The 22,676-nt window shown below is 37.2% G+C and carries 24 protein-coding genes; 7 read left to right on the plus strand and 17 right to left on the minus strand.

What is annotated here, in order from left to right:
• Nucleotides 1-24 precede the first annotated feature (24 nt).
• Complete coding sequence (locus LO754_RS22045) at nt 25-279, plus strand: hypothetical protein (RefSeq protein WP_024364004.1); 255 nt, start codon at nt 25-27, stop codon at nt 277-279.
• 83 nt (nt 280-362) lie between these two features.
• Here LO754_RS22045 and LO754_RS22050 read toward each other — a convergent pair whose 3' ends face one another.
• The 3 genes from LO754_RS22050 to LO754_RS22060 all read right to left on the minus strand — a co-directional run bounded on the left by LO754_RS22050 (nt 363) and on the right by LO754_RS22060 (nt 1,726).
• A complete protein-coding gene (locus tag LO754_RS22050; RefSeq protein ID WP_069508156.1) occupies nt 363-521 on the minus strand; it encodes a DUF1540 domain-containing protein in 159 nt (52 codons plus the stop codon).
• A gap of 104 nt (nt 522-625) precedes the next feature.
• Entirely contained in the window at nt 626-1,240 is a 615-nt protein-coding gene (locus tag LO754_RS22055; RefSeq protein ID WP_231785265.1) for a methyltransferase domain-containing protein, read from the minus strand.
• Between the two features lie 45 nt (nt 1,241-1,285).
• The gene (locus LO754_RS22060) at nt 1,286-1,726 is read right to left on the minus strand and encodes a VOC family protein (RefSeq protein WP_025220789.1); all 441 of its coding nucleotides are present in this window, start codon (nt 1,724-1,726) and stop codon (nt 1,286-1,288) included.
• Nucleotides 1,727-1,889: 163 nt separating this feature from the next.
• Here LO754_RS22060 and LO754_RS22065 point away from each other — a divergent pair, with 163 nt between their 5' ends.
• Nucleotides 1,890-2,306, plus strand: a complete 417-nt coding sequence (locus LO754_RS22065) for a YuzC family spore coat inner layer protein (RefSeq protein ID WP_231785266.1) — start codon at nt 1,890-1,892, stop codon at nt 2,304-2,306.
• A 263-nt stretch (nt 2,307-2,569) separates the two neighbouring features.
• Here the strand turns inward: LO754_RS22065 and LO754_RS22070 are convergent, their stop codons facing one another.
• Both LO754_RS22070 and LO754_RS22075 read right to left on the minus strand, forming a co-directional pair.
• Entirely contained in the window at nt 2,570-2,728 is a 159-nt protein-coding gene (locus tag LO754_RS22070; RefSeq protein ID WP_069508162.1) for a DUF1540 domain-containing protein, read from the minus strand.
• Between the two features lie 214 nt (nt 2,729-2,942).
• Nucleotides 2,943-3,716, minus strand: a complete 774-nt coding sequence (locus LO754_RS22075; RefSeq protein ID WP_231785267.1) for a Cof-type HAD-IIB family hydrolase — start codon at nt 3,714-3,716, stop codon at nt 2,943-2,945.
• Between the two features lie 475 nt (nt 3,717-4,191).
• On the opposite strand from LO754_RS22075, the gene LO754_RS22080 reads away from it, so the two are divergent.
• Entirely contained in the window at nt 4,192-4,884 is a 693-nt protein-coding gene (locus LO754_RS22080) for a DUF2225 domain-containing protein (RefSeq protein WP_024364009.1), read from the plus strand.
• A 22-nt stretch (nt 4,885-4,906) separates the two neighbouring features.
• Entirely contained in the window at nt 4,907-5,260 is a 354-nt protein-coding gene (locus LO754_RS22085) for a hypothetical protein (protein WP_024364010.1), read from the plus strand.
• A 105-nt stretch (nt 5,261-5,365) separates the two neighbouring features.
• Here LO754_RS22085 and LO754_RS22090 read toward each other — a convergent pair whose 3' ends face one another.
• Nucleotides 5,366-6,199 carry a MerR family transcriptional regulator gene (locus LO754_RS22090; RefSeq protein WP_024364011.1) on the minus strand — a complete coding sequence of 278 codons (834 nt, stop codon included), beginning with the start codon at nt 6,197-6,199 and terminating at the stop codon, nt 5,366-5,368.
• 84 nt (nt 6,200-6,283) lie between these two features.
• On the opposite strand from LO754_RS22090, the gene LO754_RS22095 reads away from it, so the two are divergent.
• Entirely contained in the window at nt 6,284-6,751 is a 468-nt protein-coding gene (locus tag LO754_RS22095) for a GNAT family N-acetyltransferase (protein ID WP_024364012.1), read from the plus strand.
• Nucleotides 6,738-8,072 carry an MATE family efflux transporter gene (locus tag LO754_RS22100; protein WP_231785268.1) on the plus strand — a complete coding sequence of 445 codons (1,335 nt, stop codon included), beginning with the start codon at nt 6,738-6,740 and terminating at the stop codon, nt 8,070-8,072. Before LO754_RS22095 ends, LO754_RS22100 begins: the two co-directional genes overlap by 14 nt.
• 116 nt (nt 8,073-8,188) lie before the next feature.
• Here LO754_RS22100 and LO754_RS22105 read toward each other — a convergent pair whose 3' ends face one another.
• A complete protein-coding gene (locus tag LO754_RS22105) occupies nt 8,189-9,232 on the minus strand; it encodes an AI-2E family transporter (protein WP_024364014.1) in 1,044 nt (347 codons plus the stop codon).
• A 419-nt stretch (nt 9,233-9,651) separates the two neighbouring features.
• On the opposite strand from LO754_RS22105, the gene LO754_RS22110 reads away from it, so the two are divergent.
• The gene (locus LO754_RS22110; RefSeq protein ID WP_231785269.1) at nt 9,652-10,044 is read left to right on the plus strand and encodes a RidA family protein; all 393 of its coding nucleotides are present in this window, start codon (nt 9,652-9,654) and stop codon (nt 10,042-10,044) included.
• A 115-nt stretch (nt 10,045-10,159) separates the two neighbouring features.
• On the opposite strand, the gene LO754_RS22115 is transcribed toward LO754_RS22110, so the two are convergent.
• From LO754_RS22115 to LO754_RS22160, 10 genes are all read right to left on the minus strand, one after another.
• Nucleotides 10,160-10,768, minus strand: coding sequence for a flavin reductase family protein (locus LO754_RS22115; RefSeq protein WP_024364016.1), 609 nt, complete (start codon nt 10,766-10,768; stop codon nt 10,160-10,162).
• Nucleotides 10,769-10,783: 15 nt separating this feature from the next.
• Nucleotides 10,784-11,725, minus strand: coding sequence for a ring-cleaving dioxygenase (locus LO754_RS22120; protein WP_231785270.1), 942 nt, complete (start codon nt 11,723-11,725; stop codon nt 10,784-10,786).
• Between the two features lie 265 nt (nt 11,726-11,990).
• Nucleotides 11,991-12,554: a cupin domain-containing protein gene (locus tag LO754_RS22125; protein WP_025220797.1), complete on the minus strand. Its 564-nt coding sequence runs from the start codon at nt 12,552-12,554 to the stop codon at nt 11,991-11,993.
• 114 nt (nt 12,555-12,668) lie between these two features.
• Nucleotides 12,669-14,492 carry an IucA/IucC family protein gene (locus LO754_RS22130; RefSeq protein WP_231785271.1) on the minus strand — a complete coding sequence of 608 codons (1,824 nt, stop codon included), beginning with the start codon at nt 14,490-14,492 and terminating at the stop codon, nt 12,669-12,671.
• Nucleotides 14,489-15,706: a type III PLP-dependent enzyme gene (locus LO754_RS22135; protein WP_231785272.1), complete on the minus strand. Its 1,218-nt coding sequence runs from the start codon at nt 15,704-15,706 to the stop codon at nt 14,489-14,491. Before LO754_RS22135 ends, LO754_RS22130 begins: the two co-directional genes overlap by 4 nt.
• Nucleotides 15,699-16,481: an aldolase/citrate lyase family protein gene (locus tag LO754_RS22140; RefSeq protein WP_231785273.1), complete on the minus strand. Its 783-nt coding sequence runs from the start codon at nt 16,479-16,481 to the stop codon at nt 15,699-15,701. Before LO754_RS22140 ends, LO754_RS22135 begins: the two co-directional genes overlap by 8 nt.
• Nucleotides 16,468-18,261 carry an IucA/IucC family protein gene (locus LO754_RS22145; protein ID WP_231785274.1) on the minus strand — a complete coding sequence of 598 codons (1,794 nt, stop codon included), beginning with the start codon at nt 18,259-18,261 and terminating at the stop codon, nt 16,468-16,470. The genes LO754_RS22140 and LO754_RS22145 overlap by 14 nt, the downstream gene beginning before the upstream one ends.
• Nucleotides 18,227-19,921, minus strand: coding sequence for an IucA/IucC family protein (locus LO754_RS22150; protein ID WP_231785275.1), 1,695 nt, complete (start codon nt 19,919-19,921; stop codon nt 18,227-18,229). The genes LO754_RS22145 and LO754_RS22150 overlap by 35 nt, the downstream gene beginning before the upstream one ends.
• Complete coding sequence (locus LO754_RS22155; protein ID WP_231785276.1) at nt 19,911-21,323, minus strand: MFS transporter; 1,413 nt, start codon at nt 21,321-21,323, stop codon at nt 19,911-19,913. Before LO754_RS22155 ends, LO754_RS22150 begins: the two co-directional genes overlap by 11 nt.
• Entirely contained in the window at nt 21,317-22,672 is a 1,356-nt protein-coding gene (locus LO754_RS22160; RefSeq protein ID WP_231785277.1) for a diaminobutyrate--2-oxoglutarate transaminase, read from the minus strand. The genes LO754_RS22155 and LO754_RS22160 overlap by 7 nt, the downstream gene beginning before the upstream one ends.
• Nucleotides 22,673-22,676 lie beyond the last annotated feature (4 nt).

Here is a 22,676-nt window from a genome sequence, read left to right on the forward strand (position 1 = left end):
AGTTGCTGTTTAAAGGAGGATATGATGCAAGCTGAAAACAAACGCCTGCGAATAATTCAACATCTTGCTCATGAAATTATGGATGAAATGAACACTAGGAAAGAACCAATGGAGCTTGATACATTAATTCCTGTGATTGATAATTTATCGCGCGCCATTGGTGACTTAACGGATGCATTTGGCAATTATTCATTGGATTATGTAGAGGAAAAAGTAAAAAATGCACATACCCTATTGTTCAAGAGAGACAAAATAGATATGTACCAATTACGACATTAGAAAATTTTCGCCATCGCAAAAAGTGTTAGAATGACCTCAATCAATCTAACACTTTTTCTCTTGTGCCCCGGCTTCTACCGTCCTTAATGCTCTTCAGGTGTAAATGTTTTGCAATCTGTTTCTTCACTATTGGATGCCTGCTGACCCTTTTGACTAACAACGTAAATAGCTTCTGCCGTACATTTGTTTCCAGAGCCCCAATACGTGCAGTTATTGACTTCACATAAAATCTGTTGTGCCATCGTATCACACCTCCTCTTTTGTTATCCTTAACAAAATTGGTGTATTCAATACTTCAGCTAAGAAATAAACCCAAAATTAACCTAAAGTAAAACTATCACTGTATTTACAATGCTCTTTTTATAGCGACTAGTTTATTGGCTGCGTGACAATGTCTTATATTATTTTCATGCTGATCTTCAAATTGATAGGAGCGATAAAATGCAATGGACCATTGCTCGTATAATTCTCTAATCTCACCTTCTTGACATATGCCTTTGACAAACGGTGCTAAATCTTCTGGAATGTCAACTTCGTCTGTAAATACAGTAATAATATTGATGCCCTCTATCTTGGTATAATCTTGCATTAACTGAATAATGCGATGCCAATCTTCGCGCGCTAAAAAATGAAATAGGCCATGTGAAATGATGCAATCATACGTATCACTAAACTGATATGTAGTAATATCTTGAACATCTGCCTGTAAATTATGTAGCTGGTGCGACGCTTTGTATCTATTTATTTTAGCAATACCTGCCTCTGAAATATCAATGGCTTCTACCTTAAACCCCAGCTGTGCTAAATAAACGGCATGTCTACCATCGCCACATCCTATATCTAAAATGCGTGCATCCGCTGGTAATTTTTTTGCCCATTCCACTACTTCCTCACTAGGATTACCAAAAGCGAAATGCGTATCTGCTAAGTACTCTTTCTCCCAAAATGGTTGCTGCACCATCTCAACCCCTCTGTCCAACTAGTTAAATTTTACGCACACTATTTATTATTTAATAATTAACATATCCGTTTCATCAAATTCCCACGTATCTCCATATGCAACTTCCCAATAATAACCGTTGGGATCTTGGAAATAACCGCTATACCCTCCCCAAAACACCGTTTCAGGCTCTTTGACAATGTTTGCTCCAGCTTTTTTTGCTAGGGAAAAGATTGCATCGACTTCTTCTTTAGATTTTCCATTATAGGCAAGCGTAAAGCCCGTAAAGTCGGTGCCTGCTTTTGGTGGGTTTTCTTCATTTATATCCTTTGCTAATCGTTCTATAGGAAATAGAGAAATTTTTGTTCCTCCATTATTGAAGAAAATCACATCAGGATTTGTTTCATCTCCATAGACAACCACCTCAAAACCAAGCCCTTCACGATAAAATGCAAGCGACTCAACCATACTTTTTACACCCAATGTAATTAAATTTAAACGATTCATGCAATAACCCCCTTTTCTCAATATCTATTACTTATTCTATTTTTTTCTTTAATTCCCTTTAATGCAAATCATTATATATGCCTTATGCTCTGTCTTGAAAGAAGAACAGCCTCACACAAAACGTTATGTAACTACATAAGATACATAAGAGATTAGCAAATGGATGGGAGGAAATCCGCTGTATTACAATCCTTATCCGTATTATGTTTATAACCATTATCCAAATTGGGGAATGTCTATCCCACCTACACCCCATCATGTCCCTAGACAACTTGCCATGCCTACCACGACAACAAGCCCTTATCCGCCTATTAATACCATAAAGTTAAAGACGTCAGCAAAAGGGATGCAAACAATTATGCAACAAGTGCAATTACTGACAGAGAAAATTGAGGATTCTGATCAATTTGCACATGATCTTAAAAACGCCGCACAGCTATCCAATCAAGATGAAGTCCAAAAACTTATTTCTTCTGCTGGAATTACAACGAAGTTTGAAGCGAAATATACGCCAGATAATATTCGTATTGTTTTGAGAGAAGGTGGGTGTTGTAGTTTAGCGTTAGTGTTATATTGGTGACTAAGAGACTTGCTATTTTCGTATCTATATATTCCGACAGAACTTATAAACAATAGATGATTATGCTAAAGTAGCTGGTATCACCCATTGGATTATGTGGGGTAAGAAGAAAAAATGCACCTACCCTATTGTTCAATTAGATATAACCAATTACGACATTTGAAAACATCCTCCGTAGCATACATTAACGCAAAGCAAAAAAGTGTTAGATTGATTGTCGTCAATCTAACACTTTTTCTCTTGTGCCCCAGCTTCTACCGGCCTTAATGCTCTTCAGGTGTAAATGTTTTGCATCCTGTTTCTTCACTATTGGATGCCCGCTGACCTTTTTGACTAACAACGTAAATAGCCTCTGCAGTACATTTGTTTCCTGAACCCCAATACGTGCAGTTATTGACTTCACATAGAATCTGTTGTGCCATCGTATCACACCCCCCTCAAATCTATTTAAAATTATTCTAAATAATCACAGATAACATTTCAATAATTAAGTTAAAAATCAGGGTTATTTTACTACAATTTTCAAAATAATGCAAAATAAATATATTTACCGAATTATTAATTATTCTATAAGATTTATATTAATTTGCTGATATTTCAAATTATTTGATATTTACTGACTATTGACATTTCTTTTTAAATCAACTGTAGTTTGCGCAAGGCGTAATCAATGCCGCCTTTATTCGATGCCATCGTGACCTCATCCGCAATATTTTTTAAGGCTACACTTCCATTGCCCATTGCAATACCATATCCAACTTGCTTTAGCATATCTATATCATTATCTCCATCCCCAAAAGCAATCGCCTCTTTTGGATGTAAATTGAAATAACTAAGTACAGCTTCAACAGCAATTGCTTTTGATACATCCTCTTGTAAAACATTCGTAATCATAGGATGCCATCTTTCAAACTTCAAATTTGGAAATTGTGTTCTATACTTTTTCTCTACCTGTTCATTTACATATAAACACATTAAGTAAACTTGCTCATTTAAAATATTTTTATTGACGGGCGGATATTGTCTTAAAGACAATGTCTCATTCATTGCCTTTAGTGTTGCAGGGTGCTGCACACTATTCATCGATAATTGTTCAGTGAAAAATGACAAGCTATTTTGATGGTCGTCAGCAAAAGCTTTAACACTTTGTACAATAGTTTGAGCGATGGGGCTGGCATAGATGATTTGGTCTCCGTGCCGAACATAAGCACCATTCGCCGTAATAAATGTATCAATCCCTAATTTATGTAAGTCCTGACACATAGATAGTGGTCTACCAGTTGCAGCGACTAATCGAATCCCTTTGTTTTTTAGTGTATGTAAAGCATTCTTGGTACTACTTTCAATACAACCATCCTCATAATTGATCAATGTACCATCTACATCAAAAAAGACGATTTTGCAATCCATACATGTATGCGCTCCTTTTAAATTAACTATCAATAATTTCAATTATTTTACACCAAAAAGAGCATAACCGAAACATCCTTAATCTTTTTAGCCGTTCACAAAGTTACTTTATATTCAGCATATTAATGAATAGTAAAATTATCCTACATGTATTATAATAAACCTACTAAAAGATGAATAACAAAAAGCTCTCTAGGTATGTCTGACGTAATTTTAACAATGTAGGCATAACTATTTAACTTTTCCACATATACCACCGATACATACTATTGCTAGTGTATTTAAACTAACATTCTCTTTACATAAAAATAAAACCATTCATTTGACACTACTTTAATAATGCTAAAGGATTATATCAAAAAACATAGAATTGCTAAAATAGTCGAAAATCCATTAAATATATTGAACGAGTGTTATGTCCATTTAAGTAGAACTAAAGAAATGTTAAAAACTCGACACAGAGGAGTTGATTCATATGGGTTTTAATATTTACTACTACGAAAGTAATGTGGATTGCAAATTTTGTAAAAAGCAATATACAACATATAAAGTACGTCCGAATCGTTATAAAGTAGTCGAAGAACAAACGGATTTTATGCCTGTTTATGAAGGTTTAAATCCATTGCTGTATGAAGTTGCTGTATGCCCACATTGCGGATATGCCTACCATAAATCTATGACGAGAACTTACGGACCTTTCATGCTACTAATCGACGAACTATATATTAAAGAACTACAAAAGCCCATGAACATCTGTCAAGAACGGACTATCGAAGATGCTATCATAAGCTACAAATTAGCCTACCTCGTTGCAAAGGCTTCTATGGAAGAGGCACTATTAATGGCTAATATCGCACTGAAAATAGCCTGGCTTTACCGTTTAAAAAATGAAAGCGAATCTGAAATTCACTATTTATATGCTGCGAGAGATTTTTACAGTAAATCTTTTGCATCCAATCAAGAAGGCAGCGAGCGAATTCTATATTTACATGCAGAATTAAGCCTTCGCCTCGGTGATATTGGAGAAGCCAAAAAAGGATTCTCCCGCTTGATTGGGGATCGCAGTGTTTCAAATAAATATCGAAAATTAGCACGCAATCGTTGGGAAAACTACAAATATGACGAACACCCTCACAATGTCATTGAAAATAAAGAAATCATTAAATAACTAGATAAAGGAGAGGAATAAAATGCTACTTTTCGAAAAAAAAATAGACGCTCGAGAAGAGGATATTTTCTCGGAATTACATCATTTTTTACTACGGAAAAATAATCGTCAATTAACAAATGATGAAATTGTTGCATTAACAGGTATTTCATCTGACTTACTATATAAATGGGTAAAGACAGGAAAATTAAAAACATCTATCTTCCCTAATCTTGGTGCACCATGTGAACGTTGCGGTAAAATTACACAAGCTAAAATTTGTGTTAACTGTGCCTCAACCATCGTTAATACCTTAAAACAAGAAGAAAAAGACGAAGCATGGTTTAATAAAATTCAACGCAACAATCCAAGAGCGAACGCTTACCATTACAAATAAACTTGCATGCAATTGCTAAGGGCTTTTACATATAAAAAGAATCTACTCACTTTGTGGTCAGCGTCCGCAGTGTCGTAGATTCTTTTTATGTAAGCAGCCATTATGCTAGTTCGCCTTTTTTGTTATTTCCATCATAATTTTTGTTACATACTCTTCTTCTCGGTTTTTAATCACTGCATCATAAATATATTCCTCATATACATACTGCCCCAGCTCGTAGCCTCTTTCAGCCATAACCTTAAATAATCGTTCGTACGTTTGTCCAAGTTCTGTTGATAACCCGAGATGATAGCCAATAATAAAGTCCCCTTCAATCGCCTTAAAATAAGGATGCCCTTCCTGGGGATGTGGTTGCTCCATATACAAGTAACAATAATTATCATAGTTCCCTGCTAAAACTTGCTCTCTTCTAGTAATGCCACCAATCGGATAACCTGTATCAAGCTGCGAGCGATCCAATTCATCAATAAAATCCGAGACCGCCTTAACAAACTGTTCTTCAGTGGAATCTTCAATATTTTTACTTAAATACAATGTTTCCTCTGGAAAATGACCAATCGTAATACTATCAAAATCTGTCTGCAAGGCGTCCTCTGTTGTTTCAATTTTCACTTCTATAATACTCTCTATCATTTCGAGCTCTTGCCGCTTCTTTGCTACAAGCGCTTTTTGCTGATGCATTAACTCTAAAAAATTTTCAGGTGATTTATCTGCCATATACTTTTGAATATCTTTTAACGACATACCGACTGTCTTTAACAATTCGATGACGCTAAAAAAATCATACTGGGCAATTGTATAATAACGATAATCTTTATGATCTTTCATAATAGGTGATAACAAGCCGATTTGATCATAGTAAATCAGTGTTTGTTTATTAACCTTACACAGTTTGGCAAATTCACCAGTTGTAAAATATTTTACATTTTTATTAAGCATTTTAAATTTCCTTTCTTGACTATATAGTTACTATATACTTTAGATTGTAGCTATCCACAATAAATTTAGAAAGGTTTTGACATTATGTTCACGGAAATACGTGACATCACAGCTTTAAACAAACAAAACGTATTAGCATTACACATTGCTGCTAATCAGCAGGACTTTATTGAAACGACACAGCAATGCCTAGACGAAGCAGCGTCTGACCAACGCTTTATACCCGTTGGCTTATATAGGGAGGATACCGTAGTCGGCTTCGCAATGTATGGTCTGTTTCCTCATGAGGATGGATCACAGCGAGTATGGCTTGACCGTTATTTAATCGATGAACGTTATCAGCATAAAGGGCTCGGAAAATACTTTTTGCAACAGCTAATCGATTTTTTACAGGCAACATACAATTGCGAAAAAATATTTTTAAGTGTTTATGACAACAATAAAGTAGCCATTCATCTCTATCAACTATTTGGGTTCGTCTTTAATGGGGAACTCGATGAAAAGGGCGAAAAAGTAATGGTAAGAGAGGTACGTACTCATGACGACCATTAATCCAATTGAAACAAGACCCTTAAGACCATTATTTCTTTCTTATTTATTCCCAGCGATGATTGGTATGCTACTGATGTCAGTAAATATTTTAGTCGATGGTATTTTTGTCAGTCATGGCGTTGGTCCAACTGCTCTAGCAGGCGTCAATATTGCTGTGCCGATTTTCTCCATCTTATTATCCATATCTCTGTGGATTGGTATGGGCGGTGCAACATTGTACTCCATTTCACTTGGAGAAGGTAATAAAAAACGCGCACATCAACTTTTTACACTTTCGTTTACAACGATGCTGGCGGTAGTTTTAACTTTAGTGCTACTACTTTTATTAAATTTAAAGGAAATTGCCTATATTTTTGGGGCAAGTGATGTGACTTATCCTTATGTCCAAGAATACTTGCATGTCATTTTGATATTCGGTGTCTTTTACACAATCGAAAATTTATTAAGCATTTTCATCCGAAATGATGGAAATCCAAAGCTTGCTATGATGGGTTTAATCACAACATCCATTTTAAATATCCTTTTAAACTACGTATTTATTTTCGTACTCCATTACGGTGTAAAGGGTTGCGCGTTAGCGACGGCAATCTCTACTATCATCGGCATGTCGGTACTATGTCTCCATTTCTTCCGAAAGCACTCTGAATTAAAATTTGTCTCTACTGTTTTCAACGTATCCGATTTGAAAAAAATATTCGCCATTGGTTTACCTAGTTTTATTGTAGAAGCCTCTATGGCGTTAATCGTGATTTTATATAATGTGTCGTTTCTGCACTATTTAGGAGCAAACGGTGTGACAGCCTATGCAATGGTTAACTATATTCATACGGTATTATTAACTGTGTTCTTAGGCATTGGTATGGCACTCCAACCTCTAGTCAGTTACCACCACGGTGCCAGATTAAAAAAACGTTTACTCGAGCTTTTGAAGATCGGCTTAGCTACCGCTCTCATACTCGGTTTAAGCATTGCCATTATTGCGATGCTATTTCCTTCTCAATTAATGGAACTGTTTGGAGATAGTAAAATTGAAATTCGCACAATGGCAACACAAGGCTTTGTCCATTTTGCAATTGGCTACGTTTTCTTAGGTATGAATATGGTGCTTGCAGAATTTTTCCAATCAATTGAAAAAATCCGTCTTGCAACAACGATTATGTTACTACGCAGTATTATTTTATTTATTCCAGCACTCCTATTGCTACCTAAATTATTCGGCGCGCAAGCAATTTGGTGGACTTTCCCGGTTGCTGAAGGCATTACAGCATTGCTCATTCTCATATTTATTAAAAGAAAGCCACGCGCGGTTTATTCAAACTAGTGGGTAAATTGTGTGCGTGCCTCCTTGTTGATTGTAGTGAGGGGTTGCTCGACTCCTGCGAGAACCGCAGGCACCAAAAAAGGAAGCATGCGCATAAAGCGATGCTTCCTTTTAGTTTACTTATGGTCATTGATAGCTACAGATCGTTGGGTTTCCTCCTCTAAAGACGTGACACCTAAAATATCGAGCAGGAACATAAACAATGGAATACCGATAATTAATCCCCATACCCCGAGGAATTGCTCCGAGAATAGGATGACGATAAATGTATAAAAAATAGGAAGATTTGTTTTGGCAGACATGAGCTTTGGATTTAAGAAATAAGCCTCAATCGCATGCAACACCACGACAATAATCAGAATGTAAGCAATGTACATCGGTCCACCGATGCTGTAAGCAATAATGCTTAGCGGTACCAATGAAATAATTACGCCTGCTACAGGAATTAAACCAAGAATAAAAAGCATGATTCCAAGTGCAATTAAGTGTGGGAAGCCCATAATAGAAAGAGCAATAACGGATAAAACACAGTTTACCGCAGCAATGATAAATTGCGCTTCAATTACTTTTCCAAAAGAACGAATAAATATTTTAGAAAAATATGTTAACTCGTCGTAAAGCGGACCAATTTTACTATCTTTAAATTTTGCAGTAAATTCAATAATTCGTTTCTTCTCCAAAAGGATGAACAAACTTAAAATAAGTGCAATGAACACGTGCAAAATGACTTTCCCAATGTTCGTTAAATTTTTTAACGTAAGGTCAACACCTTGTTCTAAATATTTTCCAAGTTCAATTTTCTCAAATGTCGGCGCCAAATATCTCGCAACCTCATTATCGTTCGGATTGAGATTAAAAGCTGCAATCAAATCAAAAAGCTGTGTAATTTGTTGGGTTACAACCGGCAAATACTTATAGATCACTGCAATAATAGCAGCTACAAGTAAGAGGTAAAGGGAGACAATCATCGCTTTTTCATTGATGGGTGCGATTCGTTTAAACTCTTTTGTCGCCTTAGTAGAAAGCTCATTCATTAAGTAGGTTATAATGAATGTCAGAAGAATAAGGTTAATCATACTCCGCATTAAATAAAGTGCAACAGCGATCCCAGCTAGAATAACAAAACGTTTAAATCCATTACTTCGAAAAAAATTACTCATGCATTCACTCCTTCTACAAAACGGCTTCGCTGCCTCTACTGCCAACTTACAGAACGCGAAATATATTAAGCAAGTAGACAAAATTATTAGTTATCAATATTTATCATTTTCATGGTCCTTTGAGTTTAGGGGGATAAAAACCTCTGTCTAGACAGCGTATTTCCATTACTCCGTTCAACAACCCTTTTTCAAGAAGTTCAATCCATTGTAAAATAGATTTTTTATACTTTTCGAATTAGAATGAAAGACAATACGATTAATGTGTATTGAAAGCTACATCAGCGTTATAGCCAAAATTTTAATAATTCTATTATACCCTTATAAACTATCATATCCAAAGCAACTTCTTTTGTTTTATGTTAATTTCAGTACGATATTTCGGAAGTATCTCCAAAATAGAATAGGTAAGGAATGATTCGATGAAAATCTCAAGAAATCCAAAGGAAATTCACCCGCCTGTAGCTCCATATGTACACCAAATTGAAATAACAGGCCCAAACAGATGGCTAACATTTTCAGGTCAAATCGGGATGGCGTTAGACGGAACTGTACCTGAAGATCCAATCATTCAATTGCAACTAGCGCTTAACAATATTGAAAAAAATCTTGAGTGTGCTGGCATGACTGTTGCAGATTTAACAAAGGTTGTATTTTATTTAGTTGGAGAATTTGACCCAGCACAAAGAAAGCACGTGATGGGTGACTTTTTTGGTGATCACTGCCCTTGTATGACAATGGTATATGTAGTAGCACTTGCTTCGCCCATATTAAAAGTAGAAATTGATGCGTGGGCATGTCAGGAAATCGTATAAAAGGTGCAAAAGGATTTACCATTTAAGAAACAGGAAATGCTCGTGAATGGCGACTATTTTCTGTAGTAAGCCATTCACGAGCCATATATCTTTTCATAAATTTTGCTTATTTACTTTATTGAGGGCGTTCTATGTCAAAAATATCGCCGATTTTTGCATAACTCGCTCCAGCTAATCGGCTTACTGCCTTTAATGCGCTAGCGTCTATTCGTCCTTCATGATAAATCACATCATCTAAATGAAATTGTACAATTTCACCAATAAACAAATCGCCTGTCTGCTGTTCTTTATTCATTAATGGAACACTTTGTACTAAGCGACATTCCATTCGGACTTTCGCCTCTTTCACACCTGGAACAATTATTCGCTGACTGTCGATTACTGTAAAGTTAGCTCTTTCAATTTCACTCTCTGTTACTGGTAACGAAGCAGCTGTTTCATTTACCTGGTTAACATTGTCCTCATCTACAATATGCACTACAAATTGTTCTTGATACAAAATATGACGAGCGGTATCCTTTAAGCGCCCTGTTGCTCTTTGAATTGCAAGGGAAATCATCGGTGGATTCGATGACACGATATTAAAGTAACTAAACGGTGCGCCATTTATAATGCCCTGCTCGGACAAAGTCGTGACAAAGGCAACAGGTCTAGGAATAATGCTGCCAACTAATAATTTATAGTTTTCACGTTCTGTATTTTTCTTCGGATCAATCGAAATCAAATAACTCGCCCCTTTTTATTCATCTAATGAGCGTACTTGAATCGGGATTAACGCGCTTTCTAACTGTTCTCGATGTTGTTCATATTGCAACGGTAACATTAATTGACTCCCCATTGTCTCCAATGTTTCATCATGCGCGAATCCTGGTGGATCTGTCGCAATTTCAAATAAAATTTCACCTGCTTCACGGAAATAAATAGCGTTAAAATAGTTACGATCCTTTACTTCCGTCACATGCTGCCCATGATTCATCACATGCTCTTGCCACGCTAAATGATCTGCATTATCCTTTGCTCTCCAAGCAATATGATGGACTGTGCCGACCCCCATGTGGCCTCGTACGCCTAATACCGTTTTCAAGTCTATAATATTTCCAATGTCAGCGCTTGATTTGAATCGAGCATATTCGCCTTCTGTTGCAATTTTTTCAAGCCCCATCACATCTACTAATACCTTTTCTGTTTCTTGTGGATGGCTTGAATAAAGCGTTGCACCACCAAAACCTTTAATGGCAACTTCCGGTGTAACTTCACCAAATGTCCAATTATTTCGTTCACCTTCTGCACGAGCTACTAATTCAATATGAAGTCCATGTGGGTCATCAAATTGAACGACTTGTTCTCCAAAGCGTTCAGCTTTTTTAAATGGAACAGAAAATTTTGCAAGGCGATTAATCCAGAAAGGTAGTGCTCCTTCTGGTACAACGTATGTTGTTACACCAACTTGACCGTCGCCGATACGCCCTTGATAAGCATTCGGCCAAGGAAAGAACGTCATAATTGTTCCTGGCTTACCAGCATGGTTACCAAAATAAAGATGATACGTGCCTGGGTCGTCAAAGTTAACTGTTTGTTTTACTAACCGTAAACCTAAAATCCCCGCATAAAAATCAATATTCTCTTGTGGATGCCCTACAATAGCTGTGATGTGGTGAATTCCTTCTGTATGTTTGTTCATAGTAACAGTTCCCCTTCATAAATAAATTATTTTCTTTGTATATGTTTTCTAACTACGTGCAACTTCAAACTTCTAATTAGAGAATGCTTTGCACATTCGATTTAATTATCTCGAATTAATATATCTTGAATTCGAGATAATTATAACACGTAAATTTTAATTTCGTCAATATATCATCCAAAAATTGAGTTTAGCTTGGCATAGTAAAAGCAGAGCTGCTATACATCAACAACTCTGCTTCTACTATGAAAAATTATTATCGTGATTAATTGTGTTGACCATAGCCTCCGTGCGAAGCCATTGCATCCGCCTTTGTAGCATGGACAGTTCCGAATGGATGGTTAGGAGGAGCATAGATTGAAAACAGCTTTAATGGCACATTCCCTATATTGGTTAAATTATGCCAAGTTCCAGCAGGTATTACGATCGCGTAATCATCATGGACATTTTGTGTAAAGCTTAAATTTTCTTTACTCGACCCCATTTGCACAGTCCCATGCCCTTGTTCAATATAGACAAACTGATCGACATGTGGGTGCATTTCTAAACCTACATCCTCACCAATATTGAGACTCATTAACGTAATTTGCAAATGGCTTCCTGTCCATAGAGCAGTACGGTACGTATTGTTCCGCTTGGTTGCCTCCTCCATATTTACAACAAAAGGCTGTTGCCCATAATCGGTACTCATTTGACTGTTATTTCCGTTGACAGCTTGATATGGATAGGCACTATTCGGTAGTACTACTTCATATGGAACAGGCCAGTGAACAGACTGATTTCCATAGCTATACATTGGTATATTGGCATAATAAGGAGCATAGTACATTTTCTCAATCCTCTCACAGATTCTAAAATTATTCTATGCAACTTATTGTCAAAATGTACCCAATCGTAGGAGAATATGCAAAACCTCAACCAATTTTCAGCAATATAATGCACTTTATAAATTCCAAAATGGATTATACCCTTGCCCTTTTCCAGAAGGCATCGCTCCTGGCACACCATCCGCCTCTAACAGCGGTCGAATAATCAGTTTTACTGACCATTGTTTTTGCTCAAATAAAACTTTCCATAATCTTACTTTATCTGCTGCTGGAATATCAACAACTGTTACAGCCTTCATTAACGCCTGCTTCGTCGTATACCATAAAGTTCGCTCAGAAATAGAATATACTTGTGCAAGTGCCTCCATAATGGAAGCTAAATTTACTTGTGTCCCTAATGATTGAATATAAAAAATCAGCTTCTCCACACTTTCATTATATAAGCTATTGGAATAACCTGGTCGAATATAATATTGCGGATCTTGAATATGATGGCGTTCTAAATAAGGCATATGAAGACGAACTGAGTCATGGTCTCTGAACAATAAACGATGGATTTGATTATTCTTTAATACCAGACAGCAATTTTGACCATGTATTTCAGGCAAAACCCCTACTTTGAATAATCTCATGGCAATTTCATAAAACATCGTTACCATTTCTGTATAAAAATCTATTACTTGCTGTTTTGTTAAAGTTTGGCTGAAGAGTTCATCTAAATAATGATGACCTTTTAAATTTACGGCTAAAGATGACATCGGAATGATTTTATAGTTCGCATCTAAAAGCTGCTTTGGATAAATGCGTATTTGCGCCGCTAGATGACGGGGATGGTCATCAAACAGTCCCATCGTTTCAGGCATATACCCCCACCAATTTTGTTCCTCACATAAAATAACCTTTTCCGTTAATATAGGGTCGCAAGAAATGGCTTGTCGCAGCAACTTTTCACCTGCTAGACCATTTAACAACTTAACAACAGGCAAATATCTCGATGCACCTAAAGAAAGTACACTTACTGGTAGTTTTAGCATCCTGCTAGACGGTTGATTAAATGCTAAAGAACGTAAGGATGAAGTCGCACATAAATCGCCTGCTTTTGCTGTTAATATAACAATCATTCCATCGGCTAGTTCCTGCTCAAAATCTTTTAAAATAATGTTTTGTAACTGCCATGGATGCACAGGCATCATCGTGTACTCACTTTGCCGTAAACCTCGTCGTTCAAATTCTTGCGCTATCTCATACTTTTGTTTTTCCTCAAGTAAATCAAAACATTGGATGGGTGTTTGCTCATTCCCTTTTACTACCACATCATGACGAATGGCGACCCAACGAAGTGAGATGGGTTGACCAAATTCCGCCATATATTGTTGATAATCTTGCGCTGAAAATCCAATTTTAGCTTTCGCAAGCGGATGAAATGGTAAATCTCGAAACGAGGCAATCAGCTCTCCTTTGACATGCCATTGGTATGGTGTTTGAGGAGCCGATGCATCATAATTAATCATTTGTTCTATACTCAATGTTAATTGCTCAACAGCTACTAGTAGCCCCTTTAAAAAATCTGCCACTGCTGGATGCTGATAGGCTTTGGCAGAGAGACTAGTCTGCAAAATGGATGTGGCAAGCTCTTCAATTGACACGATTAACTGCCACTGTCCAGCCACTTGTCGATAAATAGGAGAATGACGCACCCATTGCTCACCCTGCTTATAGCTTTTTTCAACAAGAAAACAAAAGTTTCCTATGTAGACCTCTACTTCATGCGAATGGTAATGGGCAAATAAAGCACTTATTTCTTTCGCTGCATCTTGAAGAGATTGCTTTGAATACGTATCCCCGTCAAAGAACTGCTCGACTAAAAATGCATCCATTAAGTCCTTCTTAATAATTTCTGTAGCTCTTTCTCTTGCTGATACACTTTGCTGTACAATCATTGAATATGGCATCCTTGGATATAATAAAATGCTGGATGAGGATGACCCAGAAAATCATGATGTGAAATTGTCCAACAATATGCACCTGATTTTTCAAAGATGACAATATCACCTACACGAACGGAAGACATAAAAGCATCTGTATGCAATCGATCCTTTGGCGTGCATAATTCCCCAACTAGATGGACCTTCTTATTGTGCAAGCTAGGTCGTTGGAATGGATATGTCCACGTTTCACTAGCATAAAGCTGAAATGGTTGATTATGTCCCCATGAGGCTGGCAATCTATTATGATGTGTGCCACCTCTTACAACGGCAAAATACTGTTGATGGGACTGTTTAATATCTAGTATTTCTGTAGCATAAAAGCCATAATCAGCAACAAGAAATCTCCCTGGCTCAAAAAAGAGTTGGATGCCATTTAAATCCTGCAAAATATCACTAGCTTGTAATAAGGACGTAAATTGTCGCCAGTCAAAAGATGGTTCTTCATTTTCATTATAGGAAACACCAAATCCACCTCCGGCATTCAGTACTTGCACATCTAATTGATACAAGCGTTGCCAGTCAAGTGCTTTTTGCACATAAAGTCGTACCATTTCTACATGCAATGATGCATGCACATTATTCGATAATGAGTGAAAATGGAAACCTTTAATTTGTACAAGCTGTAGTGGGTCTTGTCGTACAAGTGCCACCGCTTGTTGAATATCTGACTCGTCCAAGCCAAATGGACTCGCAGTACCTCCCATTGTAATTTTTGTTTCAGGAAGTGCATTTGTACGTAAATTTATGCGTAATAAAATATCGACCTTTTTATTTAACTTTTGTGCGAGCATTTGAATACGTCGTAATTCTAATAAACTTTCAACATGAATATATGAGACCTTTTGGCGTATAGCCATCTCCAATTCGGCATCCTTTTTTCCAGGTCCGCCAAATAAGATTGGTACATCCTCAGACACTGCACGCACATTTACTAATTCTCCGATAGAAGCAACTTCAAAGCCACGAACATATGGTAAAAGGGCCTTAATGATTCGTTGATCAGGATTTGCTTTAATCGCATAAAACAAAAATATTTGCTTTGGCAAAGTTTCAAGCATTCGGTTTACATGTGCTTGAATACCATCTAAGTCGTAAATATAAGCACAAACAGGCGCTGTTTTATTAGTATTTAATGACTGAATAACAGCTAGTAACGAATCAATCATATTGGCCTCCTGTTATATTTTGATAGTCCATTTTCTTTTGTCGATATGCTCGAAACGCTGTATTTCGGTCATCCCCTAACACAAAGATGCGTACACCTTTGTCAGCATATCGTCGATGCTGATGCATCTCTCTTGAAACAGTCGCATACGGTATATGGCATGTTTTTACAATGTCATATAACGCTTCGATCGCATTCTGCACTTGGGGATGTTCAATTTGCCAAGGTACGGCTAATGATTGCGATAAATCTGCCGCTCCTTCCAAAACAAATCCGATTTGTGGTAGTGATAAAATATCCTTACAATTACGAATGCCTTCTATGCTTTCAATCATTGGAATCATCATAATTTCTTCATTGGCTGCAGCAATATACTCAGTTAAAGGTTCTTTGGCAAAAGCTGCAGGGCGGCCACTATTCAAACTCCGATGCCCAATCGGATGATAATAACTATACTCAATAACCTGTTTGACTTGCTCTTTGCAACTTACATGTGGAATGACAATACCCTGTGCCCCACAATCCAATACTTTTAAGATTGAAGTACGATCTATTTCTGCAATTCTTACAAGTGGGGTTATCTCGAGTAGCTCTGCCGCACGAATCATATTTTCCAATATTTCTAAATCAATTGTCGTGTGCTCTAAATCAATAATGACAAAATCAAATTCAGCGTGACCAATTAATTCGATTACACTTGGATGAGGAATCGAAACAAATAACCCATATACCGTTTGATGACGTTTTATTTTGTCCTTCAACTTATTTCTCTTCATTTTTCAAAAACTCCAATGCCTGTAGTAAAGGATTTTGAGCCTTTCTAAAATACAATGTTTGATCACCATAAATACGTCTTTTTGTCATTTCCTCGATTAAAGCATCCGCTGCAAATAAATCAAACGTTTGAAAACGTTCTTTATATTGAGGATGTTGTTGCTGATAAGCTAAAATAACTTCCGTACAGGTGCGCCAAAAATCCTCTTCCCGCAATCCAAACTCCTCAAGCGTAAAACAAAGTTCAGTCATACAGATAAAGAAGAAAGCATCGAATGTATAATCTCTTACTTCTGAAACTTTAGCTGTTTTTAAAAATGAATACCGATTAAATTGTCGATGTGTGGCTGGCTCTGGATTTAACTTTGGCTCCCATTCCGGATGAAGGAGCTCTGAAGAACAAAACCTCACACCATCATGTAAGTCCTTAATAATGATTCGATGCGGAAAATTATTTTTTAATACGAGAATAATATTTTGCGCATGAGATTCTAACGCAATTCCGTGGACATAGAGTAAATGAACAATTGGCGTTACAAGCGTTTCGATTAAGGCTCGGCTCCATTTTTCTACCCCATACAATGCAATCGCCTGCTGAATAAACGCCTCGCCATTTTTTTGCTTATGCATCAATGCATTTAATGGCCACGCTTGTTCATCCTCTTGCAAATATTGCGCAATATTTTCTCGATGGATGACGCCTAATGTTCCATAAGCCACTGCATATTGCATAACAGATAATTTTTGATAGCGGAAAGATACTCCGATTGTCTCTTTTAAAATTTCAAACTGGCAATTTTTTAAGTATTCATCACTTTTAATAACTCGATCTAGCCAAGCGCTAATAATAGGCGCATTTTGTGTCGTATGATGCGCTAAAATACGGCTAGTAGATGTATTTGTAATGCTAAGAGGTAATTTTAAATAACTCGCTTGTGCACTATGGCGATTTGATAACGAGCGAATGGATTGCTGTGCTCGATATGAGCTTTCCGATTTCCCTAATATAATAATCGTCTTATCAGCGATTTGTGGGTAAAATACGGTCGCTATAATATGTTCAAATTGCCACGGATGAACGGGGAGAAAAACATAAGCTTGTTCATCTTCATCTATTTGCGCTCGTAATTGTTGTGTAAAATGTGCTAACTCCTCTGGCTGTAAATGATGCTGATACATTTCATTGATTGCAGTTGGTTCTAATACGGCAATATCTACAAAATGCCGACGAACAGCAAGCCAAGTTAACGCTATATCCTGATTAAATTCAGGACCATACAAATGATTATCTGCCAAAGTAAAACCAACTCGGGATTTATAGCTTGGATGATACGGATGACCATCAATCATGTGGCTTTCCAATGCCTCATAGTGCAAATCCTCTGCCGGTATAGACGGTGGCTGATTGCTCTTTGCCTGACTATCCTTCACAAAGGTCTCCAATAACTCCTGAACAAATGTCTTTGTATGCTGACCGTCTAACGTCTGCTGAACGACTTCTTCCAGAAAAGTATAGATACTTACATTGGCATCTCCGTCTCTTTGAATGGAATTCGGTTTCACTTTCACTCGACCGAATGACCATTTTTCTACTACTTCACATGTATAAAGGACCGCCTCTCCTTGAACATTTTGTCCTTGGAAGCTATAATGTTTTCCATTTTTCGTTACTGGAATAATTTCTTCAAAAAGCAATGCCTCTAATGTTTGGCACTTCAATCTCTCCTGTACTGTCTTATAGGATGCTTCACTTACTGGCATGAAAGCTGTCATCAATTTCATACAATTCATTCCCCTTATACAAAGCATTTTTAACTGCAACATATTCTGGTGTTTCACTTTTGCCAACTAAACAGCTATACAAATTTTTCTTAGCATAAAATACAGATGTCGTTAACAGATGGGCTACTAGCTCATTCTGTGTTTGTTCCCATTCTTCAAGTAGCATTTCTCGTACAATTTGCCAAAAATGGGCTTCACTTAACTGAAAATCTCTTGCAAGCGCATGTATAAATGACCCTAGATGATTTACCATGAAATAATATTTTGTCCTTGACCACGCCTGTTCTTTTTCATAAAACAAAGGTCCCTGTGCTTGTCTATGTGTAGCTACTTTTTCTTGTTCGATACTTACGCCTTCTAAATCCCGTATCCAAAAAATATGTGGTTTACCATCCCGAAGCGTTATAAGCGTATTTTGTAAATGCGCTTCAAAGTGAATGCCCTTTTTATCCGCGAGTCTAACAATTGGCAATAAAGAAATCGTTATATATTGTCGAAACCATTGCTCTACATTCTGTCCTTTCAACCAATCATAAAGTCGACAAGGCTTCCCTTGAATGGGCGCTTCTACTAAACTAGCAACAACATAGGTTGATTTTTCGTCTAGCACCATTGGTCGATACGCCATCGTAAATAAGGCTGTTAATGCTTCCTCTTCAAAACGGCACGTACAGACACCTGTTTCATACAGAACCTTTGTATAGTGCTCTTCTACAAAACAATCATGTGCTAACAAATAATGCGCCGCATCTAGAGTTCTTGTCATTTGCTCTTGGCTATTAATCCTAAGCATATTGGTAATTTGAATTGACAGAGACAACTTCAAATTACATTTAAATTGTGGAATATAGACTGTTCGAACAGATGATGTTGGATAACAAACAGGACCGCTACTTCCCAAAAATCTTATTTTTTGTTGTCTTTCAAATTCTTGCACTGCCTCTAATGTTTGCACATAAGCATATTGCCAAGGATGCATCGGCAATATGCGATAATTATCATCATCAAATTTTAATTGCTGGCGAATATCGTATTCAAACTTTTGCAAAAATTCATGTGCTGCACTTTCAGTAACCCACGTTTCTTGAAAGATGTCATATCGAACAGCAAGGTAACAAAGCGGAAATGAAGTACGTAATTCTGGGCAATAGGTCGCTACTTCCTGTGATGTAAAGCCCACCGTGTTTTTGGGATATGGATGGAAAGGATGACCATATAGGAGTGATTGTTCAGAAGACAAGTAGTCGTTAATAAGGCTGCTTGTCGCATGTTTCAAAAATACAGCCATGTTTTGATAGCTATTTTCCACTCTAGCTATAAAATTTTGTACATGGTCATGTGTGATGGCTTTATTGTGTTGCAAGTATTCCTGAACAATTAATGAAGCAAGGAAGGTCAAGGTTAAAGCTTGGCCATTTTGCAAGGAAAAATATGCATATTCATGCTCACCATTCGGCGAATAAAAAGTAAACTTGCCAATAATCGTTTCGTGACTTGCTTGAAAATGTAGAGAAAATGTATGATCCTGCCTATTAACCTTCAGTAGCTTTCTTTGATTCTCACAGCATTCTCGCAAATAACAATTTAACAACACTTTACAACTATAAATAGCGGCTTGCTTTTCATGATGACTTTGCAAAGCTCCTTCTTTAATGAACACCAATGTCAACTCTCTTTCTTGTTATATATAATACAAAAGGAACAGTAACCAACATGATGCTCCCTAAAATCACACATTCTTCTTTGATTGCCATCCATTTTGCGTCTGCTACGGAAAGACCTGCATTTATTAACATGCTCCATCTGAAGTCATAATAAATCGTTAATAACATGACTGCAAACGACGAAGAAAACCGTTCAATCGTACTAGCTAATGCTGAGCCTTCGTGTAATTCCTCTTGTGAAAGTGTATGAAGACCAATTGTTGTGACAGTCATATTCGAAAGACCTCCGCCTATCCCCCTGCCAATCATCAACAAAATCAATACGAATATGGATACAGACTTTGGTAAAAAGGAAAAGGATATAATAGATATGGCGACAATCACGATGCCGACTACTATAAAATTTTTAGATTTCCCTTTATCCATCCAATGTCCTCCCAACCACATAAACAAACTTGTAAAAATGGCTGTCGGAATGAACATCGCACCTACCGCGGAAGACGGGAGTTGATATACTTCCTGAAATAGTAGTGGCAATACAAAAACTGCCCCAAGCATCACGACATCTTGTATTGCAGCAATTAGCACTGTGATGGCGTAGATTATTTTACGTTGTAATAACTTATAATTTAATAGCGGTTCGATTTTCTTATTTTCTAACTGAATAAATCGAATTAATAAAAGCAAACCACCTACTAGCATCATGACTACTAGCCACGTAGGAAGAATCTGCTTTAGAAACAGTTGAATGCTGACACTTAGCATTAAAATACTTAGTACCATGTAAATAATGCCAAACAAATCCATCTCTTTTTTGCGCATAACTTGATATGAATTAATTTGAGTAGCACATAGACATAACGATACGATGGCAAAAGGAACATTCAGCCAAAATAGATATTGTAATTGACCAAATTGAATAATAAGCCCTCCAACAGTTGGACCAATAATAGACGCTACTGTTAGCTGTATTCCCCAAATCCCCGCCACTCGTCCATGGACTTCTTTCTCGTAAACATCAAACAATAAACTAAGGGATAGTGGAATCATGATGCCACCTGCAATGCCATGAAGACTGCGGACAATCAACACCACTTGAACATATTGATCGAATAATCCACCTATGATAGAAGAAAGTCCGTATATTGCAACACCCGCAATATACGCCCTTTTTCTACCTAAGCGGTCTACGACTAATGGTGTAAGAGGCATAGTAATGGTCATTGACAAGAGATATGCCAAAATGACCCAACCCGCCGAACTTGCACTAATGCCATATAGCTGCATAAAGCTCGGTAATAAAATATTAAAGGAACTATTTGTAAGTACGAGTGAAAAGGCAGCGATAAAAACGGCAAGTAAGGCTGAATGTTTCTTCATAGCTTGAATGTTTAACATAATGCATACAGCTCAACCGCTTGTTGTACAGACTCGGCAAATATATCTAATACTTTTTCAGTTTCAGTTTTATTGATGATAAGAGGTGGTAAAAATCTTAGTACTGCCCCCTTACGTCCACCCACTTCAATAATTAATCCATTTTCAAAGCACTTTTTCTGAATCATAGCGGCTAATTCGCCATCTGGAGGATAGTGTCCAAGACGATCGAACGGCTTATTGGGATTAACAATTTCTACACCTATCATTAATCCTCTTCCACGCACATCGCCAATTTCACTGTACAATCGTCGCAATTGTTGCAAACCTTCAAAAAATTGAGCACTTCTTTCTTCAACATTTTGCAATACACGCTGTTCGCGCACATATTTTAATGTTGCTAATCCTGTTGCCATTGCTAGTTGATTTCCTCGGAAAGTGCCTGTATGCGCACCTGCCTGCCATTGATCTAAAGCTTCCTGATAAATGACGACAGACATTGGCAAACTACCACCAATCGCTTTTGAGCATATAATTACATCTGGAATAATGCCCGCATGCTCAAATGAAAACATCTTCCCAGTCCTCCCTATCCCTGCTTGTACTTCGTCAATAATTAATGGGATATTTCGTTCTGCAGTTATTTTTCGCAATTGCTGTAGCCAAATTACATCCGCTGGAATAACACCTCCCTCTCCTTGCACCGTTTCTACAATTACACAGCATGGATTAGCTACACCACTTTCACAATCATCCAATAAATGTTCGATATATTGTGCACTAATCGTTGCAGTCATACCATTTCCCACACCAAATGGGCATCTAAATTCATAAGGGAAAGGTAGAAAATGTACATCTGGCAGTAAGCTTTGCAAATGCTGTTTTTTAGATAAATTACCGCTCATGGACATCGTTGCTTGTGTGGAGCCATGATATCCCCCTTGAAAAGCTAAAATAGATTTGCCTTTTGTAGCATGTTTCACTAATTTAATAGCCGCTTCGACCGCATCTGCGCCAGTCGGGCCACAAAATTGTATTTTTGCGGTATGTTTCATTTCCGCTGGCAATGCCGAGAAGATTTCTTTCATAAATTCTATTTTTAACGGTGTTGCTAAATCCAATGTATGAAGTGGTATTTGTTGATCCAATACTTCCCTGATAGCTGCTATGATGACATCATGATTATGCCCTAAGGCCAATGTACCCGCTCCAGCTAAACAATCATAATACTGTTTGCCTGCTACATCTGTCACAACCACACCTTGTGCTTTTTGTAAAATAAATGGGAAATGTCGCGAATATGCTCGTGCATTTGATTCACGCTCCCTTTGAAACATCAAATATTCTTCTTGAACATTCTCTGTTGCCATGTTG

Source organism: Lysinibacillus sp. GJ-1 (assembly GCF_021166035.1).
Lineage (GTDB): Bacteria > Bacillota > Bacilli > Bacillales_A > Planococcaceae > Lysinibacillus > Lysinibacillus sphaericus.